Source organism: Deltaproteobacteria bacterium, from assembly GCA_005879795.1.
In the GTDB taxonomy this organism is placed as follows: Bacteria; Desulfobacterota; Binatia; order DP-6; family DP-6; genus DP-6.
Genome location: VBKJ01000127.1, coordinates 1 through 15,907, shown reverse-complemented (window position 1 = coordinate 15,907; position 15,907 = coordinate 1). Strand labels below are relative to the sequence as shown.

Annotated in this window: 14 protein-coding genes; 6 read left to right on the top strand and 8 right to left on the bottom strand. The window is 71.9% G+C overall.

Annotated features, from left to right (window positions below; genetic code table 11):
- The first annotated feature begins 130 nt into the window (after nt 1-130).
- Nucleotides 131-2,389 carry a hypothetical protein gene (locus E6J59_06630; protein ID TMB20959.1) on the top strand — a complete coding sequence of 753 codons (2,259 nt, stop codon included), beginning with the start codon at nt 131-133 and terminating at the stop codon, nt 2,387-2,389.
- Nucleotides 2,390-3,515: 1,126 nt separating this feature from the next.
- On the opposite strand, the gene E6J59_06625 is transcribed toward E6J59_06630, so the two are convergent.
- The 5 genes from E6J59_06625 to E6J59_06605 all read right to left on the bottom strand — a co-directional run bounded on the left by E6J59_06625 (nt 3,516) and on the right by E6J59_06605 (nt 9,429).
- Nucleotides 3,516-5,546: a hypothetical protein gene (locus E6J59_06625; GenBank protein ID TMB20958.1), complete on the bottom strand. Its 2,031-nt coding sequence runs from the start codon at nt 5,544-5,546 to the stop codon at nt 3,516-3,518.
- Between the two features lie 168 nt (nt 5,547-5,714).
- The gene (locus E6J59_06620) at nt 5,715-6,275 is read right to left on the bottom strand and encodes a hypothetical protein (protein TMB20957.1); all 561 of its coding nucleotides are present in this window, start codon (nt 6,273-6,275) and stop codon (nt 5,715-5,717) included.
- Nucleotides 6,276-6,420: 145 nt separating this feature from the next.
- Complete coding sequence (locus tag E6J59_06615) at nt 6,421-7,146, bottom strand: response regulator transcription factor (protein ID TMB20956.1); 726 nt, start codon at nt 7,144-7,146, stop codon at nt 6,421-6,423.
- Nucleotides 7,025-7,822, bottom strand: a complete 798-nt coding sequence (locus tag E6J59_06610) for a hypothetical protein (GenBank protein TMB20955.1) — start codon at nt 7,820-7,822, stop codon at nt 7,025-7,027. The genes E6J59_06615 and E6J59_06610 overlap by 122 nt, the downstream gene beginning before the upstream one ends.
- A gap of 521 nt (nt 7,823-8,343) precedes the next feature.
- Nucleotides 8,344-9,429 (bottom strand): DUF59 domain-containing protein, encoded by a 1,086-nt coding sequence (locus tag E6J59_06605; GenBank protein TMB20954.1) that lies wholly within the window; start codon nt 9,427-9,429, stop codon nt 8,344-8,346.
- Here E6J59_06605 and E6J59_06600 point away from each other — a divergent pair.
- Nucleotides 9,335-10,321, top strand: coding sequence for an NAD(P)H-quinone oxidoreductase (locus E6J59_06600; protein TMB20953.1), 987 nt, complete (start codon nt 9,335-9,337; stop codon nt 10,319-10,321). The two genes, E6J59_06605 and E6J59_06600, sit on opposite strands and share 95 nt — an antisense overlap.
- 14 nt (nt 10,322-10,335) lie before the next feature.
- Nucleotides 10,336-10,707, top strand: coding sequence for a carboxymuconolactone decarboxylase family protein (locus tag E6J59_06595; protein ID TMB20952.1), 372 nt, complete (start codon nt 10,336-10,338; stop codon nt 10,705-10,707).
- On the opposite strand, the gene E6J59_06590 is transcribed toward E6J59_06595, so the two are convergent.
- The 3 genes from E6J59_06590 to E6J59_06580 all read right to left on the bottom strand — a co-directional run bounded on the left by E6J59_06590 (nt 10,676) and on the right by E6J59_06580 (nt 13,458).
- A complete protein-coding gene (locus E6J59_06590) occupies nt 10,676-11,596 on the bottom strand; it encodes an NAD(P)-dependent oxidoreductase (protein ID TMB20951.1) in 921 nt (306 codons plus the stop codon). The two genes, E6J59_06595 and E6J59_06590, sit on opposite strands and share 32 nt — an antisense overlap.
- Before the next feature lie 139 nt (nt 11,597-11,735).
- On the bottom strand, nt 11,736-12,638 hold the full coding sequence (locus tag E6J59_06585; GenBank protein TMB20950.1) for an NAD(P)-dependent oxidoreductase: 903 nt from the start codon (nt 12,636-12,638) through the stop codon (nt 11,736-11,738).
- 52 nt (nt 12,639-12,690) lie between these two features.
- Entirely contained in the window at nt 12,691-13,458 is a 768-nt protein-coding gene (locus E6J59_06580) for a 3-hydroxyacyl-CoA dehydrogenase (GenBank protein TMB20949.1), read from the bottom strand.
- Nucleotides 13,459-13,539: 81 nt separating this feature from the next.
- On the opposite strand from E6J59_06580, the gene E6J59_06575 reads away from it, so the two are divergent.
- From E6J59_06575 to E6J59_06565, 3 genes are all read left to right on the top strand, one after another.
- A complete protein-coding gene (locus tag E6J59_06575) occupies nt 13,540-14,568 on the top strand; it encodes a DUF2889 domain-containing protein (protein TMB20948.1) in 1,029 nt (342 codons plus the stop codon).
- On the top strand, nt 14,439-14,981 hold the full coding sequence (locus tag E6J59_06570) for an ATP-dependent Clp protease adaptor ClpS (protein ID TMB20947.1): 543 nt from the start codon (nt 14,439-14,441) through the stop codon (nt 14,979-14,981). Before E6J59_06575 ends, E6J59_06570 begins: the two co-directional genes overlap by 130 nt.
- The coding region (locus tag E6J59_06565) for an AAA family ATPase (GenBank protein ID TMB20946.1) at nt 14,972-15,907 on the top strand (936 nt) is incomplete at its 3' end. The genes E6J59_06570 and E6J59_06565, both read left to right, overlap by 10 nt.

The window sequence follows — 15,907 nt, the reverse complement described above, 5'->3', positions numbered from 1 at the left end:
GAGACGCCTGGGGCCGGGGGGCCTGCGCCCAGGAGATTGCGATCGAGGACGCTCAAGCGGATGCGAAGACCCCCGCCGAGCTTGGCGTAGCGAGCCGAAGGCCGTTCCCTGGGGGACGATCGGAGAGCAGATGAGGGACTGGACTGCGGCCGCGACTCTGATCGTTCTACTCGGCGTCCTTGAATCGCCGCGGCCGGCCTCCGCCGTGGGCGGGCCCGACAACGCGGGCTGCTACAGGTTCTCGGACACGATCGCGCCGCTCGACGCCTATGCGCCGACGTATTCCTTCGTCGACATCTCACAGACCGGCACGCTCCTCGTGCTCCGCGACGATGAGGAAAGCGCCGCGCTGCCGCTCGGCTTCACCTTCAATTACTACGGGATCAGCAATTCGCAGGTATTCGTCTCGAGCAACGGGTTCATCACCTTTGGCGGCGAAGGAAGCGCGCCGACCGGCCAGACTCCACTCCCGAGCCCAGGATGCCCGAACGTGGACGTCGCGGGGCTCTGGGCCGATCTCGACCCGAGCAGTTTCGGAGCCATCTACTACCAGACGCTGGGCACCGCCCCCAACCGGCGCTTCATCGTCGAGTTCGACCGTGTGCCGCTGTTCACGGGCAATCCCAAGACAACCTGGGAGATCATCCTCTACGAAAGCCGCCACGAGATCCAGGTCCAATACTCGAGTGCGGGGAGTGGCGTACAGACGGCGGCTGCCGGAATCGAGAACGCCGACGGTACGGTCGGCGTGGGGTGGAGGTTCGGCAACCCCACGAGCCCCTTTACGCTCACCAATACGGCGGTCCGCTACTTTGCCGTCGGCGGCGGGGACACGGACGGGGACGGTGTCGCCGATTGCATCGACAACTGTCGCTCGATCCGGAACCCCGACCAGGCGGACACCGACCATGACGGCATCGGGAACGCCTGTGACACGTGCCAGGACTCGGACGGCGACGGCTTCGGCGATCCAGGCTTTCCGGCGAACACGTGTCCGCTGGACAACTGCCCGAACGTCTACAATCCGAGTCAGGTGGATAGCGATCACGACGGGGTGGGAGACGCGTGCGACGGCGGGTCCGTCCCCGCCGGCCCCGAATTTCAGGTGAACACGTATACCACCGGCGTGCAGGGCTATCCTCAGGCCGTGGCGGCCGACGCGACGGGCAACTTCGTGGTGGTATGGAGTGGCTCAGGCAATGGCGACGGGTACCCGAGCACCGGTATCTTCGGCCAGCGCTACGACAGCACCGGGACGCGGCAGGGTACCGAGTTCGCGGTGAACACGTACAAGACGGGCTATCAGGACAACCCTCGCGTGGCGCGGAGCCCCGGCGGAAACTTCCTGGTGGTGTGGGACGGAGCCGGCCCGGGCGACGCCGCCGGCGTCTTCGGCCAACGGTACGACAGCGCGGGCACCCCGCAGGGCAGCGAGTTCCGGGTCAACACCTACACGACCGGGGTGCAGCAGACTCCGGCGGTGGCGGTGGACGGTCTCGGCAACTTCAAGGTGGTCTGGGCCGGCCCCGGCGCGACCGACAGCGCCGGCATCTTCGGCCAGCGATACAGCAGCGCGGGGGCCCCGCAGGGTGGTGAGTTCCGGGTGAACACCTACACGACCGGCGTTCAGGGTTCCCCTGCGGTGGCGGCCGACGGCGCGGGCAACTTCGTGGTGGTGTGGCACAGCGCCGCACAGGACGGCAGCGGCTACGGCATCTTCGGGCAGCGCTACGACAGCGCGGGGACGCCCAGAGGCGGTTGTAACGCGGGTGAATTCCGGGTGAATACCACCACGGCCTCCAATCAAACGCATCCGGCCGTGGCTGCCGACGGGGCGGGCGACTTCGTGGTGGTGTGGGAGGGTGCGGGCGCGGGTGACGGCGCGGGCATCTTCGGCCAGCGGTACAGCAGCTCGGGGACGCCCCAGGGGAGCGAGTTCCTCGTGAACAGCTTCACCGCGAATCCCCAGAAGGACGCGGCAGTAGCGATGAACTCGGACGGCACGTTCCTCGTGGCCTGGGACGGACCCGGCCAGGAAGCTTGCATCGGGACAGAGGTCTTCGGGCAGCGCTTCGGCGCCCAGGGTGGCCGTCTGGCCAGTGAGTTCCGCGTGAACAGCTACATCATCGAGGATCAGGGACGCCCGGCGGTCGCGGCCGCAGCCGGGAAGTTCGTGGTCGCATGGGACAGCTACGGCCAGGACGGCAACTATCAGGGCGTGTTCGCCCAGCGATTCGGCCTGTGCGGGAACCACCAGGTCGACCCTGGGGAGCAGTGCGACGGCACCTCCTGCTGCACCTCGACATGCACGTGTAACACTGGGGCCACATGCGGTTCGGGCTGCGGGCTGCACTGCCAGCTGAGCGGGTCCACGTGCCTGTGCCAGTAGTCGCGCCCGCAGGTCAGTAGCTGCTCACCTTGGCTCGTGCGCGCGCCCGCGGGCAGGCGAACGTAGGGATCGTCCCCCAAACCGCCCCCTCCGCGAGTCGCTCGGCGTGCGCGGCCGGCGCACCCTGCTCGGACTGACGGCGGGACGGAGGGCCTCTGGCTCCGTCATGCTCGCGCGGCGGCAACTTCACGCGCGGCGCGCGACAACCAACACGTTTCCCCTCTCGCGCAGGCTGGACCGCACCGCGGAAGCGCGCACCAGGTCGGGGGCGGGGTCAGCACCCCGCCCCCGACGGGAGAACGAAGGTAGCTACTCGAGGAACGCGCCCGAGGGCGAAGCGAAAACGCATGCGCTACCGCCGGTGCAGGTAAAGCACCCCGGATCGGCGCACGTGCAGCCGCCTGCCGCGTGCGAGGCTTTGCAAGCGGCTATGGCAGTCTTGAAGCACGCTGCTCTGGCCTTACCGCTGAGGCCGCACTGCCCGACCTCGTCCCCGCATGGGCCATGACCGCACACTGGGGCAGCGGACACCACCCGCGCCGCCGAAACCAACAGACCAACCCCCAGCACGATTCCTGCGAGACCCACGACTAGCTTGCTCATCTAACCCTCCTTTTTCTCCTCGCGACGAAGACATGTCTTCGGAAAGCACCGGTCACTCCCGCTGCGGGCCCCGCGCTCTGAAACTCCACCCTCCCTCACGATCGATTTGTCGCAGCCGCTCATCCCGGAGAAGTGCTCCACGCTGTGAGAGTTAGCAGATGTCACGGACGGTAGGCTATACCGGGTTCAGGTGATGTCTGTTTGCTGTAGACTCTGCGCGAGGGAGCCACCGGAAGAGCGTTCCCGGGAAGGGCGTTCCCGGGTGGAGAGATTCCTCCGCAAAACCGAATGCTTGGTCCTGAAGCATGACCATATGAAGCATGACCATATAAGGATCTCGGCACGGAATGCGCGCCCCCTTGGCTGACTTACCCAGCACGCGGACCAACGTCGACGCGCGCTCGGCGCCCGCGACGGGGCGGCTACCACGGGAACCTCGGCGACGATCGCCCCCGCCCCGTCGCGCGGCTTCTTCGCCCAGCCTCTTCGACTTCTTCACGGGCTGCGCTACGAGGTTAGTTAGTTAGCTGTCAGGGGCGCCTCGGTCTGCGGCGCCGGGCGTGGAGATCCGGTAGAGAAGCATCCGCACGCCGCGGTGGAACGGCGCCGCCACGAAGTAGCCGATCGCCTGCGGCGCGGGAATGTCGGCCGCCTGCTCCACCTGGAACTCGGCGAGCTCGGCGAGCATCTGCTCGCGGTCCGGCTGCGTGAACGGGATGAAGAGATACGGCGGCATACCGGAGCGCAGCAGGAGCGCGGCGGCGTCGCGCACGCCGAGCCGCCAGCGCGTCAGGTCGGTCAGGTAGAGCGCGTGGATGCCGCCATAGTACTCGATGTTCTCGGCCGGACGGCCGACGTCCTCGGTGGTGATGACGACGGCGTGCGGCGGCACGAGTCGCCTCAGGTTCTCCCGCGCGTAGGTCATCTCGGGCTTCTGGAACCTCGCCCGGCGCCCGAGTGTGCTCGTATCGCCGGCGATCGCTGCGGCCGCGAGCACGAGCCCGAGGACCGGGGCGACGAACCCCGCCGCGCGCCGCCGGGGCCAGCCGGCCGCGACGAGGAGGCCGACACCCGCAGCGCCGGGGACGAGCCAGGGGATCGCCCGCACGAAGGCGCCGACATGTGACGACGCCATGGCGGCCGGTGGCGACGTGTGGAGGCTCATGACGACGCCCAGGAGAAGCGCCACGCCGATGCCGCCCGCAAACGCGACCGGCGGCCATTCCTCCCGCCGGCGGGCCATCAGACGCACCAGGTCGAAGGTCCCCATGAGGCCCTCGACCACGAGGACCGGGAGGAGCACGCTCGCGCCGATGAGGTAGCGCATTTGCGGCGTCGTCCAGCAGCTGTAGAGCAGCACCGCGAGCGCCGCGTAAGGCACCGTGAGCAGGAAGACGATCGGCCGCAGCGCGAGCGCGACGCACGCTCCCCACATCGCGAGCACGAGGAAGAGCCGGCCGTACGTCGCCTGGATGAGCTGCCAGTTCTCCTCGAACGTGCGCGGGAAGTTGGCGAGCCTGAGCCCGCCGCCCTGGACGGGCACCGCCGTGCCGCCGTGCCAGCCCTGGGGCGGATAGGCGACCTTGACGCCGCCGGCGTCCGCCATGGCGACCGCGCTGCCCGGGCGGGGCGTCTCGCTGAGAAAATCCTGCGCTTCCATGCTCTGCGTGGCCCGGAACGGGTTCCCCGTCGCGGCCCAGTAGAACGCGAGCGAGGGCGCGACGCCGAGCGCGACGCCGAGGACGCCCGCGGCGAGCGCGCGCGCGAGGGCGCCGCCCCGCGCGCGCTCCCGCCGCCACCGTACGAGAGCGAGCAGCGTCGCCGGCACGAGGTAGAGCACGCCGTCGGGACGGATCGAGACGGTGAACCCGAGCGCCAGGCCCGCAGCCGCGGCGCGGCGCGGTCCCAGTCGGCGGGCGCCCCACGGCACGAGCAGCACGAGCCCGGCGAGCGCGACGGCGTGCGCCGAGATGTCGCGCGTCAGCGTGAGGCCCCAGAGATTCACGTTGCTGCCCGCGAACCCGTTGCCCGCGAACAGCACGAGGAGCGCGCCGCCCATGAGCGCCCGCCACCGCGAGTGGAAGAGCCGGCGCTGGAGGGCGATCACCAGCAGGACGACGGCGACGAAGAGGAGCGGGTTCAGGTAGTGCGCACTGTCGTCGCCGAAGAGCGCGAGCCAGCCGGCGAGCAGGATCGGGAAGCCCGGGGCATAGCGCGAGTAGATTCGGCCGCGGTCCCATACGTAGCTCTGGACGAGGACGTCGGCGCGCGGCGGCAGCCGGCTCTTGAGCGCCTCGCCGGGCGCCCACTCGTGGAAGACACGGCCGCGCAGGAGGTCGTGCGCGAACGTCGCGTACCCGAACTGGTCGACCGCGAGGTACCACGTGATCTTCTGCTCGAGGGCACGCCCCTTCTGCACGAGCAGCACGGCGAGGACGACCCACCACACGGCGGTGAGCGCGATCGGGAGCGGCCGCCGCTGCGCGGCGGAGGCGGGCGGCGGCGCCGCGCGCGGCGCCGCGCGGGCTCCGGGACTGCGACCCGCGGGAGGCACGCGCCTTCTCTACACCGGTCGCCGCGCGCCCGGCAAAGGTAAACCGCCGCCACCGGCCGTGCCGAAATCGCGTCGCCGCGACGACGTGGCCCGTGACTGGACCCGCCCGAGGTCCCCGCCACCGGCCTCAAGGGTGGCGGAGGCCTCGAGCGGCGCGCCAGCGGACGGTCAGACCGCCGGGCGGGGGGGGATGGGGTGTTCCTCGATCAGTGCGATACTGTAGTCCCGACGAACGCTCGCCTGGACGCCCCGCTCGCCGAGCCAGGCAAACTCGTCCCGAAGCAACGCCAGCTCGGTATCGCTGACACTCGACGGCAACGTCATCTCGAGCCGGGCGCCGGGGCCGGCGTGGAGGGCGTGCTCGGCGATCGTCTCTATGGCATAGGGCGTGAGCCAGCCCGCGCGCTGAAGGCTTCTGCTCGAATCGCCCGCAGCAGGGACGACCCTTGCCGAGAAGCGCCCGGCCCGAGTCTGCGGAGCAGCTGCCGCCGTCTCCGGGCCGGGGACGAGCGCCTGCACCACCGCGAGGAGGTAGATGCGCAGGCGCTCGAGGATGGACGGACGAGGCACGACGCGGAACTTGCGCTCGAGGGCGAGTCCCAGCTCGAGCAAACCCAGCGAGTCGGCGGCGGGATCGTCTCTGAGCGACACCTCGGGCGTCACCTCTTCGCGGCTCGAGGGCGGAGGCTTGCCCTTGGCGTTGCGAAACCGAATACCGGTGGGGATCATGAATGTGCGGATGCTATAGAGGGCGTCTCGTGCCCGCAATTCGACTTGCGCGGGATTTCGCTCTCGGCGTTCGGAGGGTTGAGGGTTCGTTCGAAGGAGGAGGATCAGGGCGACGGCCCCCGGCCACCGCCGCGGGCCGCTGGCCTCAGAGGGGCGAGAGACCGCCGCGGATCGCGTAGCGGATCAGGTCGGCCGTCGTGCGGATGCTGAGCTTACGCATCGCATTCGCCCGGTGGCTCTTCACCGTCGCGATGCTGACGAAGAGCTTGGCCGCGATCTGACCGAGCCGTTCCCCTTCGCTGATGAGCTGGACGACCTCCCGCTCACGGGCGCTCAGGAGCGGCCGCTGCCGGGCGCGCTCGTTCAGCCGGTTGACGAGCAGGCCGGCCACGCCAGGCGAGAAGTAACCCTCGCCTCTGGCCACCGCCGAGACCGCCCGCTGCAGCTCCTCGGTGGCCGTTTCCTTCAGCAGGTATCCGGCAGCCCCCGCCGCAACGGCATCCAGGACGACCGCCTCCGCACCGTGAACCGAGAGCACGAGGACCCGCGTCGTGGGGAACTGCCGGCGGATCGCCCGCGTAGCCTCTATCCCGTTCAGCTCGGGCATGGAAACGTCCATCACCACGACGTCCGGACTCAGGGCCTGGACCCGCCGGAGAAGGGTTCGGCCGTCTTCCGCCTCGGCGACGACCTCGATCGTATCGCCTGAATCGAGGATGTGCCTCAGCCCGGCCCGGACGACCGGGTGATCATCCGCCAGGACGACGCGCAATCGACGCCCGCGAGTGCGATCTCTCCCCTCCGGTCCAGGGTATGCGCGCGATGACCCGGGTTCCGCGCGCGCCGGTACTCTCGACGATGAACGCCCCACCGACTTCCTCCAGTCGCTCCTGCATCATGCGGAGACCGAAGCCTCCCCAGCCCGTTCCCAGCTCCTCCGGCCGCAGTCCCTGCCCGTCATCCGAGACCATGACCTCCAGCTTTCGCTCGTCCTGCCAGAGCAGCACGTGTACATTCCGGGCTCGGGCGTGACGCTTGACGTTCAACAGCGCTTCGCGGGCGACTTCGTACAGGCACTCCACCAGCCCCGCCGGGAGCGGTTCGGGCAGATCCTTGTGGACGCGGACCTGGATGCCCGACTGCGAGAGATCCTTCGCCAGGTCGAGGACTCTCCGCCACCGCTCCTGCTCTCCCTCCGTTCGCCTGACGGCGGCGATCACATCTCGCATGTCGTCCAACGCCTTCAACGCATGCGAGCGCACCGCTGATGTCAGCCGGCGCTCCTCGACGCTCTGGAGTCCACGTTCGAGCTCATCGACCGCGAAGACGAGAGCCGTGAGCGTCTGGCCGAAGGTATCGTGCAGCTCGCGGGCGAAACGCCGGCGGTCCGTATTCACCAACGCCCGGGCCTCGGCGACTCCGAGCGCTGCGGACTGCGCCACACCCTCGAGCCCCGCCAGCTCGGCCGGCGAGAAGGGCCGCCTCGTGTCGCGCGCGGCCAGCAGGCATCCCTCCGCGCCCTCCACCCGCAAGGATACCGCCGCCATCACGCGGGCCCCAGCCTGTGCTGCCAGGGTCGCAAGAGCCGCCGGGCCGCCAGGGTCCTCGAGCGAGAGCCTGCGGCCGCCGCGCACCGACCGCGCCACGAGACGAATCAGGCCGCCGGGGAGCGGCGGCAGGCTGCCCTCCCGCTGTATGATCAGTGAGTGCGCACCGGACGCAGCGTCCACCGGGAGGGCGGCTGCCGCACGACTGGCGCCGGTGGTGGTGCGCGCCGCGGCGGCCGCAACCCGGAGAAACGAGACCAGCAGATCACTCGAGCCGGGCGCGGAGCCTGGAGCACTGACGAAGACGCGAGGCGCCCCGTTCCCATTAGCCATCTCCCGAGGCGCGGGCGTCTCCGCACACGAGCGGAGACTCTCCCTTCGGTAATCTTGTGGAGGATCGAGCAATCGAGGCACAGGAGTCGTCCGCTGCCGCAAAAAAGGGGCCGTTTACGTACTCTACTTCCGGCCGCAAATGCAAGGCCCGAGCTGGCGACTCGGCGACCGGCGTCCGGTGCGCCCGCTCACGCCAGCCCGAGCTTCTGCTTCCCGTCGGGGCTGATGCGCGAGGGGTGCCAGGGCGGGTCCCAGACCACGTCCACCGTGACGTTCGGCTGCCCGAGCGCGGCGATCTTCCGCTTCACGTCCTCGGGGATGGTGCGCGCCGAGGGGCAGCCCTCGGAGGTGAGCGTCATGCGGACCGCGACCCGTGACTCGTCGATGTCGACGCCGTAGATCAGCCCCAGGTCGTAGATGTTGAGCGGGATCTCGGGGTCGTAGCACTCGCGGATGGCGCCTACGACCTGCGCCTCGGTGAGGGGGCCGCCCCGATAGCTGATCGCGGCGCCGGCCGGCGCCGACGGCGGCGGCGTGGCCGGCGCCGCTTCCTCGACGCGTACCCCCGGCCAGCTGTGCATGCCGCCGGCGAGGTTCAGGAGACGCGTGTAGCCGCGCTGACCCAACGTCTGGCACGCGGCCGCGCTCCGCCCGCCCGCGGCGCAGTGGACGAGCATCGGCGTGTCCCTGGGTGGCAGCTCGCCGAGACGGTCCTCGAGCTCGTCGATCGGGATCAGGTGCGCGTTCGGGATGTGCCCGGTCGCGAACTCGGCCGGCGTGCGGACGTCGAGGACGAAGAGCCCGGGCGTCTTCTCCCAGAGCGCGAGCGCCTCGGCGGGCTGGATGTCGCGCCAGGGCGCACCGCGGAGGATGACGTCGCGCTCGGGCGGCTCGCCGGCCGCGACGGCTGCAAGATGCGCGCGCGTGACGCCGAGGCCGCGGTCGACCTCGGCGCCGAGCTCCTCGATCTCGCGGCGGAGCAGGCGGAGCTCCTTCACCTGCCGGTCCACGTCGCGCACGCGCGCCGCGAGGCGCCAGAGAGCCACGGCGACGAGGGCGGCCACCAGCAGGACGAGGACCAGCATGGGCTGCCTCGATGCGTACGTGGCTCCCCGGACGAGGTCAAGCCGCGCCCGTCCCGATTGACTCGGACGGCTCGCCTGTGGTGAGCCGTCCCCGATGCGCGCGATCGTGATCCGGGAGCCGGGCGAAGAATCGGTGCTGCAGATGGGCGAGGCGCCCTCCCCCGCCCTCGGCCCGGCCGACCTCCGCATCCGCGTGCGCACGACGGCGGTCAACCGCGCCGACCTGTTGCAACGGCAGGGACTCTATCCGCCGCCGCCCGGCGCGTCGCCGATCCTGGGGCTCGAGTGCGCTGGCGAGGTCGCGGAGGTGGGCCCCGAGGCGCGCGGCTTCCGGCCCGGGCAGCGCGTCATGGCGCTCCTGCCTGGCGGCGGCTACGCGGAGGAGGCGGTCGTCCACCACGGCTCGGCGCTGCCCGTGCCCGAGACGATGAGCGACGAGGAGGCGGGTGCGTTCCCCGAGGTCTTCCTGACCGCCTTCTCGAACCTCTTCATGCCCGGGCTGGGTGCGCTGGCGCCCGGCGAGGCGGCGCTCGTGCACGGGGGCGGAGGCGGCGTCGGCACGGCGGCGATCCTCCTCTGCCGCGAAGCGGGCAACCCGTGCGTCGTCACCGCGGGCAGCGACGAGAAGTGCCGGCAGTGCGTGGCGCTCGGCGCGACGGCGGCCATCAACTACCGCAGCGAGGACTTCGGCGCGCGGGCCCGCGAGCTCACGGGCGGGCGCGGCGTCGACGTGATCCTCGACCACATCGGCGCGGCCTACCTGGCGAAGAACCTGGCCGCCCTGGCGCCCGGCGGCCGGCTCGTGCTGATCGGGCTCATGGGGGGCGCGCAGGGCGAGGTCAACCTGGCGCAGCTCCTCCTCCGGCGGCTCGCGGTCATCGGCTCGACGCTGCGCGGCCGCTCGGTCGCGGACAAGGCGAGGATCGTGGAGGGCTTCCGCGCGCGCTTCGGCGCCGCGCTCGCCGCGGGCCGGCTCCGCGCCCCGATCGACCGCGTCCTGCCGCTCGCCCGGGCGGCCGAGGCGCACCGCCGGATGCAGTCGAGCGCGCACTTCGGAAAGATCGTGCTGCGCGTCGCCTAGAGAGGAGATGGAGCATGGCGGGAGAGACGGACTACCTTGCACGCGGCCTCGAGGTCGCGGGTAAGTTGTGGGGCGCGCGTGCCGGCGGGCAGGAGCTGCCGGCGCAGAAGCTGGCCCCCGAGTTCTTCGGCCTGGTGGCGCAGTTCGTGTTCGGCATGTTCTGGTCCCGGCCGAACCTGGACCTGCGCAGCCGGAGCCTCTGCACCGTGGCGCAGCTCGCCGCGCTCGGGCGCACCGAGGAGCTGAAGCTGCACCTCGCGGGCGCGCTCAACCTCGGCATCAAGCGCGAGGAGCTGATCGAGGTGCTCATGCAGACCGCGTGCTACGCGGGCGTGCCGGCGGCGGTGGGCGCGCTCAACGCGGCGGCGGAGGTGCTGAAGGTGTAGCCGGCCACTCCACGGCCGAGAGCCTCGCGAGCGCGAGCACGAGGGCGTGCGTGCCCTTGCGGCCGTCGCCCTGCGCGGCCAGCGCGAGATAGAGCTGCTCCACCAAGGCGAGGCCCGGCAGCGAGAGGCGCATCCGCTGCGCCTCCGCCAGCGCGATGCCCATGTCCTTGATGAAGTGGTCCACGAGGAAGCCCGGCACGAAGTCCCGCGCGAGGATGCGCGGGGCGTAGTGCGTGAGCGACCACGAGCCGGCGGCGCCGCCCGAGACCGACTGGAGGACGGTGGGCAGGTCGAGTCCGGCCTTGTAGGCGTAGAGGAGCGCCTCGCAGACCGCGACCATGCCGCTCGCGACCAGGATCTGGTTCGCCATCTTGGTGTGCTGCCCCGCCCCCGCGGGGCCCTGGTGGACGATGGTGGTGCCCAGGCAGCGGAGCAGCGGGGCGACGCGCTCGAAGACGTCCCGCTCGCCGCCCACCATGATCGAGAGGTGCGCCTCGCGCGCGCCGATGTCGCCGCCCGACACGGGGGCGTCGAGGCTCGCCACGCCCCGCCCGTGGGCCGCCTCGTATATCTCGCGCGCAAGCGACGGCTCGCTGGTGGTCATGTCCACCAGGATCGTTCCGCGCCCGGCGCCCGCCAGCGCGCCCGCGGGGCCGAGCACGACCTCGCGCACGTCGTCGGGAAAGCCGACCATCGTGAAGACGACGTCGGCGTGCTGCGCGACCGCCCGCGGCGAATCCGCCCACGCCGCGCCGCGCTCCAGAAGCGAGCGGGCACGTTCGCGGGTGCGGTTGAACACGGTGACGGGGTAGCCGCTCGCCATGAGATGCCCGCACATGGGCGCGCCCATGACACCCGTCCCGATCCAGCCGACGCGGATCGCGGTCATCGCTCGCCTCCTCTCGCGCGGCGCCGCCCCCGCCCCGGGCGCGCCACGACGGCGTCGAGCGCCGCCTCGATCGCGGCGAGGTAGGGTTTCACCCGGGCGCCCGGGTCCCACGCCTGCCGCAGGATGAACCGGGCGGTGGTCATGCGGGCGGCGGGAGCCGGAGGGCCACGCCCGCGCGCCGCTCGATCAGCTCCACGAGATCCGTGAAGTCCCGCCCGCCGAGCCCCGCCTCGACCGCCGCAACCAGCGCCTGCGCCACCTCTGCCGCGACCGGCACCGGCACGCCCGCCTCGCGCGCCACCTCGAGCAGCAGCCCCGCGTCCTTCGCCGCCAGCGCGAGCGCGAACTGCGTTGGGCGGCGGCGCTCGTTGATCCCCTCGACCATGCGGTCGGTGAAGAAGTTGCCCGCGCCGCCCGTGCGGATCACCTCGATCATGGTGCGCAGGTTGATGCCCGCCTTGGCGGCCACGGCGAGGCCTTCCAGCGAGGCCCAGGTCGCGGTGAAGGCGAGCAGGCTGTTCACGAGCTTCGCCGTGTTGCCGCTCCCGAGCGGGCCCATGTGAAAGACGGCGCGGCCAAGCTTCTGGAGGATCGGCAGGCAGCGCTCGTAGACGGCGCGCTCGCCGCCCACCATGAAGACGAGCATGCGCGCCTGCGCGCCCGGCGCGCCGCCGGTGAGCGGCGCCTCGAGGAGATGGCGGCCGGCGGCGGCGAGCCGCTCGCCCACCGACCGGATGGTGGCGGGCGAGTTGGTGGAGAGGTCCACCAGCACGGCGTCCCGCGCCGCGCCCGAGAGCCAGGCGTCCGCCACCGCTTCCATGACCGTCGGGCTCGGCAGCGACGTGAAGGTGATCTCGCTCCGCTCGGCGACCGCCGCCGGCGTGTCGGCCCGCACGGCTCCCGCGCGCACGAGCGCAGCGCAGCGCGCCGGGTCGGTGTCGTGCACGGCCACGCCGTGACCGTCGGCCAGCAAGTTGGCGGCGACCGCGCCGCCGATGTTGCCCGCGCCGATGACGCCGAGGCGCTTCGCGGCGGAGGCCATCCTGCGCCGTTAGCACAGGGGGCGCGAAAGCGACAAGATAGCGGGCGATCGGCTATTTGGGCGGCATGCGCAGCGCGCCGTCGAGCCGGATGGTCTCGCCGTTCAGCATGGGGTTCTCGATGATGTGGCGCGCCAGCGCCGCGTACTCGCTCGGCCGCCCGAGGCGCGACGGGAACGGGATCTCGGCGGCTAGCTTCCGGCGCTGGTCCTCGGGCAGCATGGCGAGCATGGCGGTGTCGAAGGTGCCGGGCGCGATGGTGACCACGCGGATGCCGAGCGCGGCCAGGTCGCGCGCGACGGGCAGCGTCATGCCGACCACGCCGCCCTTCGACGCCGAGTAGGCGGCCTGGCCGATCTGGCCGTCGAATGCGGCGGCCGAAGCGGTGTTGATGATGACGCCGCGCTCGCCCTCCTCGTTGGGTGGGTTCTGCGCCATCTGCGCCGCCGCGAGGCGGAGCACGTTGAAGGTCCCGGTCAGGTTGATGGCGATCACCTTGGCGAACAGGTCGAGCGGCATCGGGCCCTGCTTGGTGACCGTGCGCATGGCCGCCCCGACGCCGGCGCAGTTGACGCACACGTGCACGGCGCCGAAACGCTCGACGGCCTTCGCGACCGCCGCCTGCACCTCCTCGGCGCTGGTCACGTCGGCCGGCGCGAAGAGGGCCTGCGCGCCGAGCCGGCGGGCGACGTCCTCGCCCGCAGACCCCGGCCGGTCGAGGATGACGGCCCTGCCGCCGTTCTCGATCACCATCCCGACCGTCGCCTCGCCCAGGCCCGAGGCGCCGCCGGTCACCAGGGCCACCGCACCTGCGATCTTCATGGGCCGTCTCCATAACCAGATCGGCGGGGCGACGCCAGGCGAGGCTTGCGCCAGGGCCGTGCACCGGGGAAACTCGGGCCGATGCGGCTCGACGCCCGCGGCCACCCGCTCCACACGCGCGCCCTCTCCGTCGTCCTCGCGGCGCGCGCCGACGGGAAGCTCGACGTGCACGGCACCGTGCTCGACCTCCGCAAGCGTGGCTTCGTCCCCGTGGCCGGCGACCTCCAGGGCGCGGGCGTCATCCATGACATGCGCCTCGCCGGCACGATCGATCCCGCGAGCGCGACGCTCGAGACGCTTGCCGCCGAGCAGCGGAGCGTCGCCTTCGAGCCCTCGGCGGTGACCGCGGGCGAGAGCTGCCGCGACCCGATCGACCGCATCGCCGCCCTGGCGGGGACGCGGCTCGACGGCGGCTGGGGGCGGCGCCTCGGCGACGCGATCGGGGGACCGCGCGGCTGCTCGCATCTGCTCACGCTCGGCCACCTGCTCGGCTCGAGCGCGGCGTGGGCGCTCGCGCGCGAGCGCGCACTCCACGGGGCGGCCCCCGCCCGGCCCGCCGGGCAGCGCGTCTTCCGGCGCGACGTCGTGATCGACGGGCACGAGAGCGCGGCGGCGCGCGTCCAGCTCCTCGCGCAGACGACCGACCTCCACTTCGCCCCCGCGGGCGCCATCGTGCGCCCCATGGAGCGCTTCGCCGAGCAGCTCGAGGTGCGGCTGGACGCCGAGGTCGAGTTCCCGGCCCTCGCCATCGGCCGCCTCGAGGCGGCCGAGCGCCGCCGCGGCGCCAGAGACCTGGAGCGCGCGGCGTGGCGCGACCGCGGCGAGGCGGTCGCGTGGCTCGGGGGGCAGCGGCTGGGCGCCGGCATCACCGCCGAGCTGCTCGCCCGCCTGGGCGCCGCGCCCGACGACCGCCCGCTCCTCGACACGCTCCTCATGCTCGCCCCCGCGCTCGTCCAGTGCGCAGCCGCGATGTCCGAGGCATGGCCGCTCGCCTTCCGCACCGACTCATCCGTGGTGGCGATGGGCGGCCTCACCGACTCCTGCTACATGTGGCGCCAGGGCGGCGCCCTCGATCGAGCGCGCGCGGCCGAAGGCAAGCGGACACCCTGACGGCCCGAGGAGGGGGCGCCGGGGGGCCCGGCGCCGACGCACGTGGGTTGCCCCGGTGGACCGATCCGGATCTAATCGACGCCGTGCCCCGGCGCGAGACCAAGCACGAGCCCGGCGTCATCACCGAGACCCGGCCCCAGGAAAAGCTGAAGCGGCCCCGCCTCTACAAGGTGCTCTTCCACAACGACGACTACACCACCATGGAGTTCGTGGTCTGGGTGCTGATGAGCGTCTTCCACCACGACGAGGCGACCGCCACCGGCATCATGCTCCACGTCCACAAGACCGGCATCGGCGTCGCGGGCGTCCACCCGCGCGACGTCGCCGAGACGCGCGCCGCGCGTGTCGAGGCCCTCGCGCGCGCGCACGAGTTCCCGCTCCGCTGCTCGGTCGAGGAGGAGGAGTGCGGCTGACCCGGAGCCTCGAGGCGAGCTTCGCCCTCGCCATCCGCGACGCGCGGGCGCGGCGGCACGAGTTCATCGGCATCGAGCACCTGCTGCGCGCGCTGCTCGACGACGAGCGCGTGGCCGAGGTGGTGCGCGCGTGCGGCGGCGACGTGGAGCGCCTGAGGCACGACCTCGCCGCGTACCTCGAGAGCCACATGGAGCGCCTGCCCGCGGGGACGGACGTGCCGCCGCAGCAGACCCTCGGCTTCCAGCGCGTTCTCCAGCGCGCCGCGGCGCACGTGCAGTCGGCCGGACGCGACGAGCTCGACGGCCGCGAGGTGCTGGCCGCGATCTTCCGCGAGCCCGAGTCGCAGGCGGCCTACCTGCTCGCCAAGCAGGGTATCACGCGCCTCGACGTGATCAGCTACATCTCCCACGGGATCCCGAAGGTACCGGAGGCTCCGTCGCCGGCGGGCGACGAGGAGGAGGACGCCGAGGAGGGCGCCCGCCCGGCGCGCGATCCGCTCGGCGCCTTCACCATCAACCTGGTCGAGCAGGCCGCGGCCGGGCGCATCGACCCGCTCATCGGCCGCGAGCGCGAGCTCGAGCGCACCATCCACGTGCTCTGCCGGCGGCGGAAGAACAACCCCGTCTTCGTGGGCGACCCGGGCGTGGGCAAGACGGCCATCGTCGAGGGCTTCGCGCTCCGCGTCCACCGCGGCGAGGTGCCGACGGCCCTCAAGGACGTCGGCGTCTACGCCCTCGACATGGGGGCGCTGCTCGCCGGCACGAAGTTCCGCGGCGAGTTCGAGGCGCGCCTGAAGGCCGTGATCGGCGCCCTCAAGGCGAAGCCGGGCGCCGTCCTCTTCATCGACGAGATCCACACCGTGGTCGGCGCCGGCGCGACGCAGGGCGGCTCGATGGATGCGTCCAACATCCTGAAGCCGGCGCTC

Bases quoted from the DNA above. Each gene is read 5' to 3' on its own strand.
- E6J59_06630 (TMB20959.1), top strand. From the start codon at position 131: ATGAGGGACTGGACTGCGGCCGCGACTCTGATCGTTCTACTCGGCGTC.
- E6J59_06620 (TMB20957.1), bottom strand. From the start codon at position 6,275: ATGATCCCCACCGGTATTCGGTTTCGCAACGCCAAGGGCAAGCCTCCG.
- E6J59_06610 (TMB20955.1), bottom strand. From the start codon at position 7,822: ATGGCGGCGGTATCCTTGCGGGTGGAGGGCGCGGAGGGATGCCTGCTG.
- E6J59_06600 (TMB20953.1), top strand. From the start codon at position 9,335: ATGCGCGCGATCGTGATCCGGGAGCCGGGCGAAGAATCGGTGCTGCAG.
- E6J59_06605 (TMB20954.1), bottom strand. From the start codon at position 9,429: ATGCGGAGGTCGGCCGGGCCGAGGGCGGGGGAGGGCGCCTCGCCCATC.
- E6J59_06595 (TMB20952.1), top strand. From the start codon at position 10,336: ATGGCGGGAGAGACGGACTACCTTGCACGCGGCCTCGAGGTCGCGGGT.
- E6J59_06590 (TMB20951.1), bottom strand. From the start codon at position 11,596: ATGACCGCGATCCGCGTCGGCTGGATCGGGACGGGTGTCATGGGCGCG.
- E6J59_06585 (TMB20950.1), bottom strand. From the start codon at position 12,638: ATGGCCTCCGCCGCGAAGCGCCTCGGCGTCATCGGCGCGGGCAACATC.
- E6J59_06580 (TMB20949.1), bottom strand. From the start codon at position 13,458: ATGAAGATCGCAGGTGCGGTGGCCCTGGTGACCGGCGGCGCCTCGGGC.
- E6J59_06575 (TMB20948.1), top strand. From the start codon at position 13,540: ATGCGGCTCGACGCCCGCGGCCACCCGCTCCACACGCGCGCCCTCTCC.
- E6J59_06570 (TMB20947.1), top strand. From the start codon at position 14,439: ATGGCCGCTCGCCTTCCGCACCGACTCATCCGTGGTGGCGATGGGCGG.